Below are 14,351 nucleotides of genomic sequence, written 5' to 3'. Positions count from 1 at the left end.
TTTATAGAATTTAATTTGTAAACTCGAATAGATTTTTCGCTTACTAACAATCTAATTTATTGTTTCTTGAAAGTTGCCTGATAATTTTCGTTGACTTTATTCCAATTAATTACATTAAAAAAAGCATCGATATAGTTTTTTCGTTTGTATTGGTAGTCTATATAATAAGAATGCTCCCAAATATCTAATGCTAAAATAGGTTTTCCATGGTAACCGACCACAGGAACTAGTGGTGTTAATGGATTGTCTTGATTTTGAGTGCTGGTAATTTGAAGTTTTCCTTCTCGATCTACCACTAACCAAACCCAACCTGAGCCAAAATGTTTTGAAGCGGTGTTTTTAAATTGTGTTGCAAAATTTTCAAAAGATCCAAAGTCTTTGTTGATGGCTCCTGCCAAAGTGTCTTTTGGAACACCACCAGCTTTTGGGCCCATTATTTTCCAAAAAAGGCTGTGATTATAATACCCTCCAGCGTTATTTCGCATATCGGCATTATTGATATCTAATTTGGTAAGAACTTCTTCAATGGTTAAGTTTTCCAAAGGAGTTCCTTTGATGGCTTTGTTTAAATTATTAGTATAAGTTAAATAGTGCTTTGAATAATGAAGTTCTAATGCTAAGGCTGAGATTGATGGTGCTAAGGCATCATATTTATAGGGTAAAGCTTCTACTTGAAAAGAACCATCATCCGCTTTCACATCTTCGGGATTACCTATGGTGATTTTTTGTTCTGCAGTAGGAAGAGGGACTTCAACAACTTCAACTAATTCTTTTTTATTACAGCTTGTCAATAAAAAAACGAATAAAAAAGAAGTTGCTAAAAAGAAAGAATTTCTCATGATTCACTATTTTTTAATAATTCGTTTACGGTTTCTATGTATAGTGTTTTGGCTTCTGTTTGGGTTAAATGACTAATTTGAATCCAAGCATTTGTTTTGAATGCATTTCTGAGGTCAAAATTATCATTTCTGTTATAATTAGAAGTTCCAAAAGTAGCTTGTTTGTAATAGGCATACAGACGCAACATCACATCTGGAGGTAATGGTTGGGTCATATTAGAAGCTTTGTTAAATGCTTCTTGAAATTGTATGTCTAGCTCTTCGTTGGTCATTATGCTTTTGTTGCAATAATAGTTTTACCACCTATAGCTTTTTGATTTAAAACTACATTAATTGGTGTACCCAAAGGTAAAAATAAATCTACTCTTGAGCCAAATTTTATAAAACCAGCATCCGTTCCTTGAACGACTTGCATACCTTCTTGTGCATAATTAACAATTCTACGCGCTAATGCTCCTGCAATTTGACGGTATAAAATGGCTCCAAAAGTTGCGTTCTCAACAACAACTGTAGTTCTTTCGTTTTCTTCACTAGCTTTAGGATGCCATGCCACAAGAAATTTTCCTGGATGGTATTTACTGAATTTCACAATACCACTTAAGCCATATCTAGTTACGTGTACATTGATTGGAGACATGAAAATGGAAACTTGTATACGTTTGTCTTTAAAATATTCGCCTTCGTATACTTCTTCAATTACGACTACTTTTCCATCAACGGGTGATAAGATTTGATTTTCATTCAAAATCACAGCACGTTTTGGATTTCTGAAAAACTGTAAAATAATAATCAGAAATATCAATGTAGCAATTTGAATAGCCATTTTAATCCAATTTGTTTCAATAAAATAATCAGACAATAACAAAACAACTGCTGTGAAAGTAGTTCCTAATAAAATGCTTGGGGTTCCTTCTTTATGAAACATAATTTAAAATTTGGTAAAATAAAAATATAATTGGTGCTACAAATATAACACTATCTAGTCGATCTAGTATACCTCCGTGTCCAGGCATAATACTTCCGCTGTCTTTAACTTCGGCTATACGTTTAAATTTGGATTCAATTAAATCTCCAATTGTTCCCATTATTCCAACAATCAATGCGATAGATGTCCAAATCAATATTGATTTTTGGCTAAATTCAGGTTTAGGTTCTATATATAATTTAGAAATTAAATAACCTGCAAATACCGCAAATACAATTCCGCCTAGAAACCCTTCAATAGTTTTTTTAGGTGAAATTTTTTCAAATAGTTTGTGTTTACCCATTGATTTTCCTATGATGTATGCAAAAGTATCATTTGTCCAAATCAAAATAAATAAACCGATAATGATTTTAGGGTTGTAATCGTTTATTCCAAAAGAGATTTTTGTAATAAAGATAAAAGGCAAAGTAATATAACCAAGTAGGTACAGATATTTTGATGAAGTACTCACTTTTTGAACAGAATCATAAAATAAAAAAAGGATACATTTGACGGAAATGACAAGTGTTACAGCTAATAAAATTAAATCTAACTGCTGAATGTTGATTGATAAATCCAATTGCGTTTGAAATACTCTATTGATAAATTCAGTAGTCTTAGTATTGTAATGACTTATTAAATTTACCGCAGCATATAATAGGAATCCAAAAAAAATAGGTAGTGCAGCTTTGATTTGTACCAACGAACAAAATTCATATATGGCAATGATCAAAAAAATACCAAATAGTATAAAAAAACTTTCAGTAGAATAAAGAATTGAAGCGAGTAGTAAAGTTATATATACCGCTCCAGATAAGGATCGTTTAAGCGTTTCATTCATTATTATAGATCCTCTAGTAGTATAAGGTATAAATTTTTGGCAGCACTTCCGTACTGAGTAAAATCTTCTTCTTTTGCTTTTTCGAAATATTTTATAGTAGTAATGTTACTAGGATATTCTTTCTTGTACTTGTTTTTTATTGCACTAAGAATTTCGCTTTTGCCGGAGATGATTTGACTAGTGTTAGCAATTATTACCATATTTACAGGTAATTCATTTGGTTTTTTTTGCTTAATTTGGTTAGAAGAAAATGAGATAGAACCTTCATCAGAAACTAAATTTTCGCATGTTGCCAATAAAAATTTGGGATTTTGAGGTTTGTCAAAAAAAATATTATTTTCTTTAAGCATTGGGAATAAAGAGGGTTGGAAGCATAGCGCTTCACTTTCAAACCAATCGTTTTCTTCTAAAATATTTTCGAATTGCTCTTTTACCTCGGCTAAAGAATCACAATACAGAAATTTACCACCGTTCCTTTTGAAATTAAAGATAAATTGCTCATCAACAGGGATGTTTTGCTCAAAAGAGATTTTGTTGACCTCTTTCTCTTCATCTGAATTTGTTTGACCAGAACTAAAAAATTTTCTGAAAAGACTCATATTGGGTTACTATTCTTAATAATCTATTGGAAATCGGTCAAAGATAAAAAAATCTTAATTCAAAAGTTGATTTTGAATTAAGATTTTAAAAAAAAGCTACTTTATGTTTACGTTTTCTAAGAAACGGTTTCCTCTAGATTTTGGTCAAAAGAACGCTTTCCAAAAATTGTTTCTAAATCATCTTTGAAAATTACTTCTTTTTCAATCAAAATATCTGCCAATTGGTTGAGTTTGTCTTTGTTTTCTTCTAATATTTTGATCGCTCTTTGATATTGTCCTTCGATTAATTCTGAAATTTCAGTATCTATAATTTTGGCAGTATCATCAGAATATGGTTTTGAAAAGCCATACTCATTTTGACCTGTAGAATCATAATAAGTTACGTTTCCTATTTTATCGTTTAATCCGTAAATGGTTACCATTGCTCTAGCCTGACGTGTTACTTTTTCTAAATCGCTCAAAGCTCCTGTAGAAATTCTGTCAAAGGTTACTTTTTCAGCAGCTCTACCTCCCATAGTAGCACACATTTCGTCTAACATTTGGTCTGTTCTTACGATTTGTCTTTCTTCTGGCAAGTACCAAGCAGCACCCAAACTTTGACCACGAGGCACAATAGTTACTTTAATAAGCGGAGCAGCATGTTCTAGCATCCAGCTAACCGTAGCATGACCAGCTTCGTGTATAGCGATAGCTCTTTTTTCATCAGGAGTGATGATTTTGTTTTTCTTTTCTAAACCACCAATAATTCTATCTACAGCATCTAAAAAGTCTTGACGATCTACAGCAGTTTTGTTGTTACGTGCTGCAATAAGTGCCGCTTCGTTACAAACATTTGCAATATCAGCTCCAGAAAAGCCAGGAGTTTGTTTAGCTAAGAAGTCTAAATCTAATCCTTCTACTTTTTTAATTGGTGCTAAGTGAACCGCGAAGATTTCTGCTCTTTCACGAATATCTGGTAAGTCAACAAAAATTTGTCTATCAAAACGTCCAGCACGCATAAGGGCTTTGTCTAATACATCGGCTCTGTTAGTTGCTGCTAAAACAATTACATTGGAGTTAGTTCCAAAACCATCCATTTCAGTCAAAAGCTGGTTTAATGTGTTTTCGCGTTCATCATTTCCACCAGACATATTGCTTTTTCCTCTAGCTCTACCCACTGCATCAATCTCGTCAATGAAAATAATTGCTGGTGATTTTTCTTTGGCTTGTTTGAATAAGTCACGAACACGTGAGGCACCTACACCAACAAACATTTCCACAAAATCAGAACCCGATAAGGAGAAGAAGGGTACTTGAGCCTCGCCTGCAACAGCTTTAGCTAAAAGGGTTTTTCCTGTTCCTGGAGGGCCTACTAATAATGCTCCTTTTGGAATTTTACCACCTAGATTGGTGTATTTTTCAGGGTTTTTTAAAAATTCAACGATTTCTTGAATTTCTTCTTTGGCTCCTTCTAATCCAGCAACATCTTTAAATGTAGTTTTGATGTCTGTTTTTTCGTCAAATAATTTCGCTTTAGATTTTCCGATATTAAAAATCTGACCACCACCTCCAGCTCCTCCGCCAGACATTTTTCGCATGATAAAAATCCATACCCCAATAATAATGATGATAGGGAGTAGGCTAATTAAAATGTCAGACCAATTGTTTTTCTGTAAAAAGTTAAAGTCTTTAAGTTTACCTTCTTTAACCGCCTTTTCTAATTTGGTTTGAAATATTTGATCATTACCAATTTCTAAAGTGTAATGAGGACCTTTGTTAGGTCTGTCAAATACATCTTTAGCCACCTTTTGATGCGTAGCTTCTTTCAAAGCAGCAGCATTCAAGAATACTTCTGCTTCAGATTTATTGTAAACGATTACTTTTTCTATTTGGCCTTTTTCTAAATAATCATTGAATTTAGAAGATGTCAATTGTGAGGCTTCTTGTAAGCTAGAGCCTCCAGTTGCAAAGTTTATTAATAGAAAAATGATAAGTATCGCCGCGTAAATTAACCAAGGACTTATTTTAAATTTATTGGAATTTGGATTATTCTCTTTAGCCATTAGACGTTAAGTTTCTTTAGTATTTATTTTCGATAGTTGTTATTTTGGCGTCTCCCCAAAGACTTTCAATATTGTAGTACTCTCGGATGTGTTTTTGAAATACATGAACAACAATATTCACATAATCCATCAATACCCATTCTGCATTGTCAGTTCCTTCAACATGCCAAGGTTTATCTTTAATTTCTTTAGATACCGTTTTTTGAATTGAATTGACAATTGCGTTTACTTGTGTGTTAGAAGTACCGTTGCAAATTATGAAATAATCACATACGGCGGTGTCAATTTCTCTTAAATCAAGAATATCAATGTCATTTCCTTTTACCTCTTCGATTCCTTTGATGATGTTTGCTAGTAAAACATCATTATTAATAGTCTTTTTCGCCATGAATTATTTTTAATATAAGTTTGTAAAGTTACCATTTTTTGTGATTATTTTTGAACCTTAACATAATATTAAATTATGTTTTTTAAAAAATAGTAAATGAAGTTAATCAAACTCGATGCCATAGATTCTACAAATGATTTTCTTAAAGGTATTTCTGTTCATCCTGAAACAGTTAATTTTACTGTGGTTACTGCTGAAATGCAAACCAGAGGGAAAGGCCAAATGGGGCAAAAATGGGAGTCTGAAGCGGGTAGGAATTTGATAATGAGTGTTTTGTTGAAAGATGTGTTTAAAGATATTAATGAGTTGTTTCATTTGAACATTGTCTTTTCTTTAGCGGTTATTGATGCATTAGAAAGCTACAGAGTTCCTGAATTAAGTATTAAGTGGCCAAACGACATTATGTCATACAATAAAAAGATTGGCGGCATTTTGATTGAAAACAGTATCAAAAGTGACGGAAGTATAGAGTCTATTATTGGTTTAGGGCTAAATGTCAATCAAAACAATTTTATTGATTTACCCAAGGCAACTTCATTGTCATTAGTTTGTGAAGTAGAATTTGATAGAGATTTGTTATTACAATTGATCATTGATAAGTTCAAACAAAAAATTGTTTATTGGAAGGAAAAAGAATTTCAATTTTGGAAGGATTATACCCATTTACTCTTTAAAAAAGGTATTCCAATGCCATTTGCAGATGAAAAGGAGTCTTATTTTATGGGAATTATTCAAGGAGTTTCTGATATAGGCAAGTTACAAGTGCTTTTGGAAGACGATACTATTGCAGAGTTTGATATAAAAGAAATACAGATGTTGTATTAAAAAAAAATGGCAAAAATTAATTCTTGCCATTTTAATTGTGTTGTAAATATGATTTACAATTTGGTCATATTTGTAGCTAAGGTTTCTATGAATTTACCAATTGGCCCTTTGATCATCATAGCCATCATAGGGTTGAATTCGCCTTCAAAATCCAATTTTACTTCACTTGAAATATCAGAAACGGCATCAATTGCTGCAGTAAGCGTAAAAGGTAATTTGTCACTTGCTGCTCCAAGGACCACTTTGTTTGGGGCGATTTTCTCTTTCATCTTTAGTTTGATTTCTGGCATTCCTTTCAATCCAAAAATAAAAGCATCCTCGCCAATCACTTCAAATTTAGCAATATTTTCAGGCATTAATTTTTCAAAGTTTCTGACATCTGTCAATAAATCAAATAATTCTTGTGCAGATTTTGATACAGCTACTTTAGGGCTTTCTAAATTCATTTTTTTTCTATTAAATTGTATTATTCTGAAACACCCCATGTTGAGGGTGAAGCATTCCATTCTCTTAATGTACTTTCTTCTTTTTCTGTAATGTATTGTTTGGCTACAGCCAAGTTGAGTAAATTTTGATAATTACTCAAAGTGTATAAGTCTAGATTGGCATTTTTGAAGTTTTCTTCGGCTACATCAAATCCGTAAGTAAATATAGCAGCCATACCTTTTACAATGGCACCAGCTTCTTTAAGTGCTTCAAAAGCTTGCAAACTGCTTCCGCCAGTACTGATTAAGTCTTCTACAATTACTACATTTTGACCTTTTTGCAAAAAACCTTCGATCTGGTTTTGTCTACCATGTTTCTTAGGTTCAGGTCTAACATATACAAAAGGAAGTCCCATGCTTTCTGCTACAAGCATTCCAATACCAATGGCACCTGTGGCTACACCAGCAATTACATCAGGTTTTCCAAATTGTTTTTCTATGTTTTTGGAAAATTCATCTCTTACATAATTTCTTATCACTGGAAATGAAAGGATTAGACGGTTATCACAATAAATAGGGGATTTCCAGCCCGAAGCCCACGTAAAAGGATTTCCGGGATTCAATTTAATTGCATTTATTTGCAAAAGCAATTCGGCTGTTTTTTCGGCAGTATCTTTATTAAAAATCATAATACAAATGTATAAAGTTTTTGTTAACGACAAACCACTTTTTTTGACAAATCAAATTTCTAAAGAGACTGATTTTGAACTGTTTCTTTTGGATAGTATTGATGTAGAGCGAATTATAGTTAAAATATTTCAGAATAAAATACAAAAAGCCTATTTGTATCATCCTGACGAAAGGGAGATAATGAAGACATTAAAAGCCAAAATTCCAGTTTGTAAAGCTGGAGGAGGGTTGGTATATAATAAAAAAGGTGAGGTTTTATTTATTTTTAGAAATGGAAAATGGGATTTACCCAAAGGGGGAATAGAGAAGGGAGAAGAAATTGAATTTACTGCTATGCGCGAGGTTGAGGAAGAAACCGGAGTCAATAAATTAACAATTACAAGAAAACTTCAAAAAACCTATCACGTTTTTAAACGTAATGGAAAATATAAACTCAAAGTCACTCATTGGTTTGAAATGCAGTCGAAATTTGATGGAACTCCAGAAGGACAGTTAGAAGAAGGTATCGAAAAAGTAGCTTGGTTGAATCCTGAGCAAATCAAAGAGGCCTTAAAAAATTCCTATGAAAATATAAAATTGTTATTTGAAGAAGAAAAGCTCCTTTTATAGGAGCTTTTCTGTTATTATAAAATACGACACACAGGGTAATTGAGGTGTGCTTTTTCATAATACACCGAATGTTTATAAATCCAATCCAATTGTGCTTCTGGATTATTATTAAAAGTGGGATCTTTTGCTTTTAATGCTTCAAATTCGGATTTTAGGGTAGAATTATCTTTTAGTAATTGAGCAGCAGTATCTTCGAAAACATAATCAGAATAGCCTTCTTTTTGTTGTAATAGTGTGTCAAAGAAATTCCAATTAAAGAATGAATCGACACCTTCGGGTTCAAGTGTTTCTATAAGATATTTTACTCCCTTTTGCTGTGTAGAAATTAAGAAATCTCCTTTTCTGAAGGGAATTTTTTCTGTGGTAGCCTTTACTGAGGTATTACGATGTAAATAATGACCTTCGTAAGCATTGGGTGTAGTTTTAAAATCCGCAATACGATACCGTTCTACGGTTATTAGGGTGTCGTTTTCTATTGTTTTCATAATGATTCCGTTGTGTTTTAATAAATCAATCACAGGCCAGAACGCTTGGGGTAAAACATAATATTTAGGGATTTCAATTTCTTTTACAGCTTTGAATTCTTTGATAAAAGAGACATCTTTTTTGTAGGGTTTTGTTCGATCATAAAACAAGCGATTTCCTGTGGTCGCGTCGCTTTTTTTGTAGCTTGCTTCAAAACCTAAGAAAGGGATAGTGGTTTTTTTTGTGGTATCCAATTCCCATTTTATAGTATACTTTTTATTTGGTAAATATTGCGCTTCATTCTGAACGCGAAGCATTTTAATTTTTTGATAATTAGTATCTGTAAAATCGATGGCTGAACGCATGTACTCATAGGTAACTTTTACTCTGTCAGCATATTTTTTTAGCATGTGCGTTTCCACAACAAATCCGATGGTATTGAATAAGGAAGTATAGCCTGTGGTATAACGTGGACTTTCAAAAAATTGCCCAAAACCTTTGTCAGGAGTGTCGGAGAACGTATTCACATAGGGCGTACTCTCTATTTTCTTTTTTTGTAGGTCATTTACAATAGAAGGCATCATTTCTTCATTTAAATAATTACCCAAAACAGTTCCTAATTTGTTGTGTTGGGTCATGATGTAGGTTAATTTATACTGATAATCCGAGCCATTACTCACGTGATTATCAATAAAAACATCAGGATGGGTTAAATGGAAAATTTCAATAAAACTTTTGGTGTTTTTGGTATCTGATTTTATAAAATCGCGATTCAAATCAAAATTTCGGGCATTGCCTCTAAAACCATATTCTTCAGGGCCATTTTGGTTGGCACGTGAAGTTGAATTTCTATTTAATGCACCTCCAATGTTATAAACCGCAATACAGACTAAAACGGTGTTTTTGGGAACTTTAATTTTGCTTAAGGCCAAGTCACGATACAATTGCATGCTGGCATCAATGCCGTCGGGTTCTCCTGCGTGAATTCCATTATTGATTAGTAATACCGCTTTATTGTTTTTAATTTTTTTAAAGTCAAATTCTTTTTCAGGATTGAAAATAACAATATGCAAAGGTTTACCACTATCAGTCATCCCCATTTCTTTTATTTGGATAGTAGCGAAATCATTGGCTAAAACTTGGTAATATCGAATGGTTTCTTCATAAGTAGACGATTGGTTTCCATTTCCTTTTTCGAAAAAAGTATCGTATTTGCTGTTTTTTTGTGCCAAAATAGAAAATGAAAGCAATAGAAGTAGGTTGGGAATAAATCTCATGTTTTTATGTTTTGAGGAAAAACCAAATATAGCTATTTCTCTTAAATTTTTGATTAGTACTACTTGCCTAAAGGTCGAAAATAGGCATAGCCAACTATTTTAATTACTTTTGCGATATGAATATACCGCACAATTTTAAACCGATTCTTGATAGTTTAGGGATTTCAAGCCTTAATGAGATGCAAGAAGTATCGCATGATGCGATTATCAATGAAAACAATGTATTATTACTTTCTCCTACTGGATCAGGGAAAACATTGGCTTTCTTATTGCCTATTTTCGAGCTACTGCAACCTGAAATTCTTTCGGTTCAATGTTTAATTTTAGTTCCATCTCGTGAATTGGGTTTACAAATTGAACAAGTTTGGAAAAAGATGAGCACAAATTACAAAGTAAATGTGTGTTATGGAGGTCATTCAATTGATACTGAAATTAAAAATTTAAGTAACCCACCCGCAATTTTAATTGGTACTCCAGGACGAATCGCTGATCATATCGATCGTGGGACTTTTCGTTTGGATAAAATTCAGACGCTCGTTTTGGATGAATTTGATAAGTCCTTGCAACTCGGATTTCATGAACAAATGTCGTTTGTGATTGGTAAATTGTCAAAACTCAATAAGCGTGTGTTGGTTTCGGCTACCTCAGGAATCGAAATTCCTAAATATACTCGAGTGGTAAATCCGTTGATTTTGGATTTTATTCCAGAAAATAAAGAAGAAAATAATCTTTTGTTGCAAATGGTTATTTCTAAAGATAAGGATAAACTCATGACCTTATTTCAATTGATTTGCTCTTTGAAGTCTGAAGCAGCTATTGTTTTTTGTAACCATCGTGATGCTGCAGAGCGCATTAGTGATACACTGAATGAAAAAGGGATTTATTCGACTTACTATCATGGTGGTATGGATCAAGAGGAACGAGAACGTGCTTTAATTCAGTTTAGAAACGGAAGTATGAGTTACTTAATTACTACAGATTTAGCTGCTCGTGGATTGGATATTCCAGAAATGAAGCATGTAATTCATTATCATTTGCCATTGAAGGAAGAAGAGTTTACGCATAGAAACGGTAGAACTGCGCGAATGTTGGCTTCAGGTACGGCTTATATTATAGTAAATGAAAGCGAAAAGAAACTTGATTATATAGATTATGGCATGTCTGTATTGGAAGTGAGTTCCAATGTGGTTTTGCCTAAACCTCCTCAATTTCAAACTATTTATATTAGTGGTGGGAAAAAGAATAAACTAAATAAAATTGACATCGTGGGGTTCTTTTCTCAAAAAGGAAAATTAGAAAAGGGTGACTTAGGTTTGATTGAAGTCAAAGATTTTATCTCTTTTGCTGCTGTAAAATACAATAAAGTCAAAGATTTACTCCAATTAGTGAAAGATGAAAAAATGAAAGGAAAGAAATTTAAAATTGAAGTGGCTAGAAAGGTGATTAAAAAAGAAGAATAATTGTTTAGTAACTATTTGTTTTTCAGCAACATATTAAGTTTTTAATAATTTTAAATTTTTATTGTTAATAAAATAAAATATAGAACTTCAAATTTTGATAATTAATCCGTTTTTTTAGGGTCAAATAATAAACCCCAAATTAATTATGAAAAAAATTATTACGATTGCTGTTTTGTTGTTTAGTGTAGTGACTTTTGGTCAAATTAAAGTAATTCAAACTGTACCTGTAGAAAAATTAGGAAGAGTAAATTCTAATTTTTATATCCAAAAAATGGGAGATGAGTATACTGTTTATTACGCTAGTATGCAAAACGAAGAAGAAGCGGCTAGTGTAAAAAAGTTTACATTCAAAGATGTAGATAATGCCTACAACAGTTTGCATACCATTATCATGAATGGATTTGCAGCTTCTCCGTTGAGCGACATTAAATTAGAATTGCCTAATAACTATGTTTGGTTGCACTACAACACAGCAGGTCCAGGTAAAGTAACGGTGCAATTTATGGTGTCGAGCAAGGAAGGTGTTTCTAATAACATTTCTGAGCCATTAACTCCAGAACAAGTAGATAAATTGTTCCAAAAAGTGTAATTCTAAATTAGAATTAGTCGTAAATAAAAAAGTCTATTCTCTTATCAAGAATAGACTTTTTTTATGTGAAGTAACAGAGCTATATCTTTTTTACATATTGTGTAATGATGACGATTTGTTGACCATCCACTTTTCCTTCAATGTATTCTGCATTTTCATGATCTAAACGAATGTTTCTAACAGCAGTTCCTTGTTTGGCCACCATACTAGAACCTTTTACTTTCAAATCTTTAATCAAGACTACAGAGTCTCCGTGTTCTAGAATTACGCCATTACTATCTCTGTGAATAATTTTATTTTCATCTTCTTCACCTTCGCCAGTTGCTTGAGCCCATGCCAAATCATCTTCGTCTAGGTACATTTGGTCTAGTAATTCTTGATGGCGCAATCTGCTCAACATTCGCCAAGAAAGAACTTGAACCGGAAGGTGTTCGCTCCACATACTATCATTCAGGCATCGCCAAAGGTTAATGTCCATTTTTTCAGGATTTTCTATTTGGTCAATAAGTGTAGCGTTGATTAAAACACTTTCATCTAGTCCACCTTTTCGAGTGGGAAGAATTTGATATACTTTTAAATCTTCGGTAACACCTGAAAGTTCACATTTTCCTCCACTGCGTTTGTTTAATTCTCTTTCTATACTCATTATCTATTCTTAATTATTTTGCGAAAATAGGGCTAATTACTAGCTTCTACAACTTGTGCGCCGGATTGTTGCTATTTGTGTAATTTTACTCTTACTGCGTCTGGGACTAACATTTCATATTCTCCGTGGTTTCGAATAACATCACGCACAATACTTGAGCTGATATAAGAAGTTCTAGCAGCTGTTAATAAAAAGACGGTTTCTATTTTAGAAAGTCGGCGATTGGTATGAGCGATGGCTTTTTCAAATTCAAAGTCGGCTGGATTGCGAAGCCCTCTCAATATGAAATTAGCTTTAAGTTTGTGACACAAATCGATGGTCAATCCTTCATAAGTAATCACCGTTACTTTAGGCTCATTTTTGAAAGTTTCTTCAATAAAGCGTTTTCTTTCGTCTAATGAAAACATGTATTTTTTTTCGGCATTGACACCAATTGCAATTACGATTTCATCAAAAAGGGAAATTCCTCTTTTGATAATGTCTTCGTGACCTAAGGTTATCGGGTCAAATGATCCTGGGAATATGGCTTTTTTCATTTGTTTTTGTGGTTGTGAGTTGATAAGAACTTAGTGGCTTATAATAATCTTAGCCACTCAGAAACTTAATTAAGTGCCAACTCAATTGCATTAGTAAACAAATCTTCGAGTGAGATTCCTGCTGCTCTGGCTTGTTGTGGAATTAAACTTTCGGTGGTTAGACCAGGGATAGTGTTCATTTCTAGCATGTGCGGTTCGCCATCTACAATTATGAATTCGCTTCGTGAAAAGCCTTTCATTTTCAAAACTTCATAGGCGCGTTTTGCAATGTCACCTACTTTCTGAGTCATTTCATCAGAAATACGAGCTGGAGTAATTTCTTGTGATTTTCCCTCATATTTGGCTTCGTAATCGAAGAAATCATTATCAGAAACAATTTCAGTAATAGGCAAGACAGTGATTTTTCCTTGGTAATTGATTACACCAACGGATACTTCAGTTCCATCTAAGAAACTTTCAATAATGATTTCGTTATCTTCTTTATAGGCAACTTCAATAGCGATAGGGAGTTCAGCTTCTGTTTTTACTTTAGAAATTCCAAAACTAGATCCTGCTTTATTAGGTTTTACGAAGCAAGGCAATCCTACTTTTTTTACGATTTCTGCTGTGTTTATAAGGTCACCTTTGTTTAGGTAATAAGAAGTTGCGGTTTTGATACCATAGGGTTTTAAAACCGATAAAAGGTCTCTTTTGTTGAAAGTTAGCGCTGCTTGATAATAATCACAAGCCGTTTGTGGGATACCCAAAAGTTCAAAATAGGCTTGTAGTAATCCATCTTCTCCTGGCGTTCCGTGTATGGCATTGAACACACAGTCGAAGGTTATTTTTATTCCGTTTACAGTTACCGAGAAATCATTGCGATCGATTGGGAATTCGGCATCATTTGCATCAACATACACCCATTTTTCTTTAAAAACGTGTATTCTATATCCGTTATATTTAGTCTTGTCTAGAGTTTGATAAACTACATTTCCGCTGATGAGAGAGATTTTGTATTCGCTAGAATAGCCTCCCATGATGATAGCAATATTTTTCATTTTAAATGTTTAATCGGTTCACTGTTTAATCGATCAAAAGATTAAACGTATTCAAAACAAAATTATCATTTTTTTTGAAACGAAATACCTTTATCTTTGTTGCTTCTTAAAAATTAATT

Annotated in this window: 17 protein-coding genes; 4 read left to right on the top strand and 13 right to left on the bottom strand. The window is 33.0% G+C overall.

Annotated features, from left to right (window positions below; all coding sequences use genetic code 11):
* Positions 1-56: 56 nt before the first annotated feature.
* The 7 genes from WFZ86_RS04240 to rsfS all read right to left on the bottom strand — a co-directional run bounded on the left by WFZ86_RS04240 (position 57) and on the right by rsfS (position 5,673).
* Entirely contained in the window at positions 57-839 is a 783-nt protein-coding gene (locus WFZ86_RS04240; RefSeq protein WP_342690781.1) for a superoxide dismutase, read from the bottom strand.
* Positions 836-1,111, bottom strand: a complete 276-nt coding sequence (locus tag WFZ86_RS04235; protein WP_342690780.1) for an acyl-CoA-binding protein — start codon at positions 1,109-1,111, stop codon at positions 836-838. The genes WFZ86_RS04240 and WFZ86_RS04235 overlap by 4 nt, the downstream gene beginning before the upstream one ends.
* Positions 1,111-1,764, bottom strand: a complete 654-nt coding sequence (locus WFZ86_RS04230) for a phosphatidylserine decarboxylase family protein (RefSeq protein ID WP_342690779.1) — start codon at positions 1,762-1,764, stop codon at positions 1,111-1,113. The genes WFZ86_RS04235 and WFZ86_RS04230 overlap by 1 nt, the downstream gene beginning before the upstream one ends.
* Positions 1,754-2,644, bottom strand: coding sequence for a phosphatidate cytidylyltransferase (locus tag WFZ86_RS04225; RefSeq protein WP_342690778.1), 891 nt, complete (start codon positions 2,642-2,644; stop codon positions 1,754-1,756). The genes WFZ86_RS04230 and WFZ86_RS04225 overlap by 11 nt, the downstream gene beginning before the upstream one ends.
* Before the next feature lie 2 nt (positions 2,645-2,646).
* On the bottom strand, positions 2,647-3,243 hold the full coding sequence (locus WFZ86_RS04220) for a lactate utilization protein B/C (RefSeq protein WP_342690777.1): 597 nt from the start codon (positions 3,241-3,243) through the stop codon (positions 2,647-2,649).
* Between the two features lie 116 nt (positions 3,244-3,359).
* Entirely contained in the window at positions 3,360-5,285 is a 1,926-nt protein-coding gene (gene ftsH, locus WFZ86_RS04215; RefSeq protein ID WP_342690776.1) for an ATP-dependent zinc metalloprotease FtsH, read from the bottom strand.
* Positions 5,286-5,301: 16 nt separating this feature from the next.
* On the bottom strand, positions 5,302-5,673 hold the full coding sequence (gene rsfS / locus WFZ86_RS04210) for a ribosome silencing factor (protein ID WP_342690775.1): 372 nt from the start codon (positions 5,671-5,673) through the stop codon (positions 5,302-5,304).
* Between the two features lie 96 nt (positions 5,674-5,769).
* Here rsfS and WFZ86_RS04205 point away from each other — a divergent pair, with 96 nt between their 5' ends.
* Positions 5,770-6,498 carry a biotin--[acetyl-CoA-carboxylase] ligase gene (locus WFZ86_RS04205; protein WP_342690774.1) on the top strand — a complete coding sequence of 243 codons (729 nt, stop codon included), beginning with the start codon at positions 5,770-5,772 and terminating at the stop codon, positions 6,496-6,498.
* A 53-nt stretch (positions 6,499-6,551) separates the two neighbouring features.
* On the opposite strand, the gene WFZ86_RS04200 is transcribed toward WFZ86_RS04205, so the two are convergent.
* Positions 6,552-6,944 (bottom strand): SRPBCC family protein, encoded by a 393-nt coding sequence (locus WFZ86_RS04200; protein ID WP_342690773.1) that lies wholly within the window; start codon positions 6,942-6,944, stop codon positions 6,552-6,554.
* A gap of 20 nt (positions 6,945-6,964) precedes the next feature.
* Complete coding sequence (pyrE, locus tag WFZ86_RS04195) at positions 6,965-7,612, bottom strand: orotate phosphoribosyltransferase (protein WP_342690772.1); 648 nt, start codon at positions 7,610-7,612, stop codon at positions 6,965-6,967.
* 7 nt (positions 7,613-7,619) lie between these two features.
* On the opposite strand from pyrE, the gene WFZ86_RS04190 reads away from it, so the two are divergent.
* Positions 7,620-8,222, top strand: a complete 603-nt coding sequence (locus WFZ86_RS04190) for an NUDIX hydrolase (RefSeq protein ID WP_342690771.1) — start codon at positions 7,620-7,622, stop codon at positions 8,220-8,222.
* A gap of 14 nt (positions 8,223-8,236) precedes the next feature.
* On the opposite strand, the gene WFZ86_RS04185 is transcribed toward WFZ86_RS04190, so the two are convergent.
* A complete protein-coding gene (locus tag WFZ86_RS04185) occupies positions 8,237-9,964 on the bottom strand; it encodes a M14 family metallopeptidase (RefSeq protein WP_342690770.1) in 1,728 nt (575 codons plus the stop codon).
* A gap of 116 nt (positions 9,965-10,080) precedes the next feature.
* On the opposite strand from WFZ86_RS04185, the gene WFZ86_RS04180 reads away from it, so the two are divergent.
* Together WFZ86_RS04180 and WFZ86_RS04175 are read left to right on the top strand one after the other, a co-directional pair.
* Positions 10,081-11,424, top strand: a complete 1,344-nt coding sequence (locus tag WFZ86_RS04180; protein ID WP_342690769.1) for a DEAD/DEAH box helicase — start codon at positions 10,081-10,083, stop codon at positions 11,422-11,424.
* A gap of 145 nt (positions 11,425-11,569) precedes the next feature.
* A complete protein-coding gene (locus WFZ86_RS04175) occupies positions 11,570-12,013 on the top strand; it encodes a hypothetical protein (protein ID WP_342690768.1) in 444 nt (147 codons plus the stop codon).
* A gap of 79 nt (positions 12,014-12,092) precedes the next feature.
* On the opposite strand, the gene WFZ86_RS04170 is transcribed toward WFZ86_RS04175, so the two are convergent.
* The 3 genes from WFZ86_RS04170 to WFZ86_RS04160 all read right to left on the bottom strand — a co-directional run bounded on the left by WFZ86_RS04170 (position 12,093) and on the right by WFZ86_RS04160 (position 14,232).
* Positions 12,093-12,659: a PhnA domain-containing protein gene (locus WFZ86_RS04170; protein WP_342690767.1), complete on the bottom strand. Its 567-nt coding sequence runs from the start codon at positions 12,657-12,659 to the stop codon at positions 12,093-12,095.
* Between the two features lie 71 nt (positions 12,660-12,730).
* On the bottom strand, positions 12,731-13,195 hold the full coding sequence (gene coaD / locus WFZ86_RS04165) for a pantetheine-phosphate adenylyltransferase (protein WP_342690766.1): 465 nt from the start codon (positions 13,193-13,195) through the stop codon (positions 12,731-12,733).
* Between the two features lie 65 nt (positions 13,196-13,260).
* Positions 13,261-14,232, bottom strand: a complete 972-nt coding sequence (locus WFZ86_RS04160; protein WP_342690765.1) for a D-alanine--D-alanine ligase — start codon at positions 14,230-14,232, stop codon at positions 13,261-13,263.
* Positions 14,233-14,351: the final 119 nt, after the last annotated feature.

Origin of the sequence: Flavobacterium polysaccharolyticum (assembly GCF_038739875.1) — a bacterium.
In the GTDB taxonomy this organism is placed as follows: Bacteria; Bacteroidota; Bacteroidia; order Flavobacteriales; family Flavobacteriaceae; genus Flavobacterium; species Flavobacterium polysaccharolyticum.
The sequence above is the reverse complement of the archived record's forward strand: the minus strand, read 5'-3'. Positions and strand labels throughout refer to the sequence as shown.

Bases quoted from the DNA above. Each gene is read 5' to 3' on its own strand.
- WFZ86_RS04240 (WP_342690781.1), bottom strand. From the start codon at position 839: ATGAGAAATTCTTTCTTTTTAGCAACTTCTTTTTTATTCGTTTTTTTA.
- WFZ86_RS04235 (WP_342690780.1), bottom strand. From the start codon at position 1,111: ATGACCAACGAAGAGCTAGACATACAATTTCAAGAAGCATTTAACAAA.
- WFZ86_RS04230 (WP_342690779.1), bottom strand. From the start codon at position 1,764: ATGTTTCATAAAGAAGGAACCCCAAGCATTTTATTAGGAACTACTTTC.
- WFZ86_RS04225 (WP_342690778.1), bottom strand. From the start codon at position 2,644: ATGAATGAAACGCTTAAACGATCCTTATCTGGAGCGGTATATATAACT.
- WFZ86_RS04220 (WP_342690777.1), bottom strand. From the start codon at position 3,243: ATGAGTCTTTTCAGAAAATTTTTTAGTTCTGGTCAAACAAATTCAGAT.
- ftsH (WP_342690776.1), bottom strand. From the start codon at position 5,285: ATGGCTAAAGAGAATAATCCAAATTCCAATAAATTTAAAATAAGTCCT.
- rsfS (WP_342690775.1), bottom strand. From the start codon at position 5,673: ATGGCGAAAAAGACTATTAATAATGATGTTTTACTAGCAAACATCATC.
- WFZ86_RS04205 (WP_342690774.1), top strand. From the start codon at position 5,770: ATGAAGTTAATCAAACTCGATGCCATAGATTCTACAAATGATTTTCTT.
- WFZ86_RS04200 (WP_342690773.1), bottom strand. From the start codon at position 6,944: ATGAATTTAGAAAGCCCTAAAGTAGCTGTATCAAAATCTGCACAAGAA.
- pyrE (WP_342690772.1), bottom strand. From the start codon at position 7,612: ATGATTTTTAATAAAGATACTGCCGAAAAAACAGCCGAATTGCTTTTG.
- WFZ86_RS04190 (WP_342690771.1), top strand. From the start codon at position 7,620: ATGTATAAAGTTTTTGTTAACGACAAACCACTTTTTTTGACAAATCAA.
- WFZ86_RS04185 (WP_342690770.1), bottom strand. From the start codon at position 9,964: ATGAGATTTATTCCCAACCTACTTCTATTGCTTTCATTTTCTATTTTG.
- WFZ86_RS04180 (WP_342690769.1), top strand. From the start codon at position 10,081: ATGAATATACCGCACAATTTTAAACCGATTCTTGATAGTTTAGGGATT.
- WFZ86_RS04175 (WP_342690768.1), top strand. From the start codon at position 11,570: ATGAAAAAAATTATTACGATTGCTGTTTTGTTGTTTAGTGTAGTGACT.
- WFZ86_RS04170 (WP_342690767.1), bottom strand. From the start codon at position 12,659: ATGAGTATAGAAAGAGAATTAAACAAACGCAGTGGAGGAAAATGTGAA.
- coaD (WP_342690766.1), bottom strand. From the start codon at position 13,195: ATGAAAAAAGCCATATTCCCAGGATCATTTGACCCGATAACCTTAGGT.
- WFZ86_RS04160 (WP_342690765.1), bottom strand. From the start codon at position 14,232: ATGAAAAATATTGCTATCATCATGGGAGGCTATTCTAGCGAATACAAA.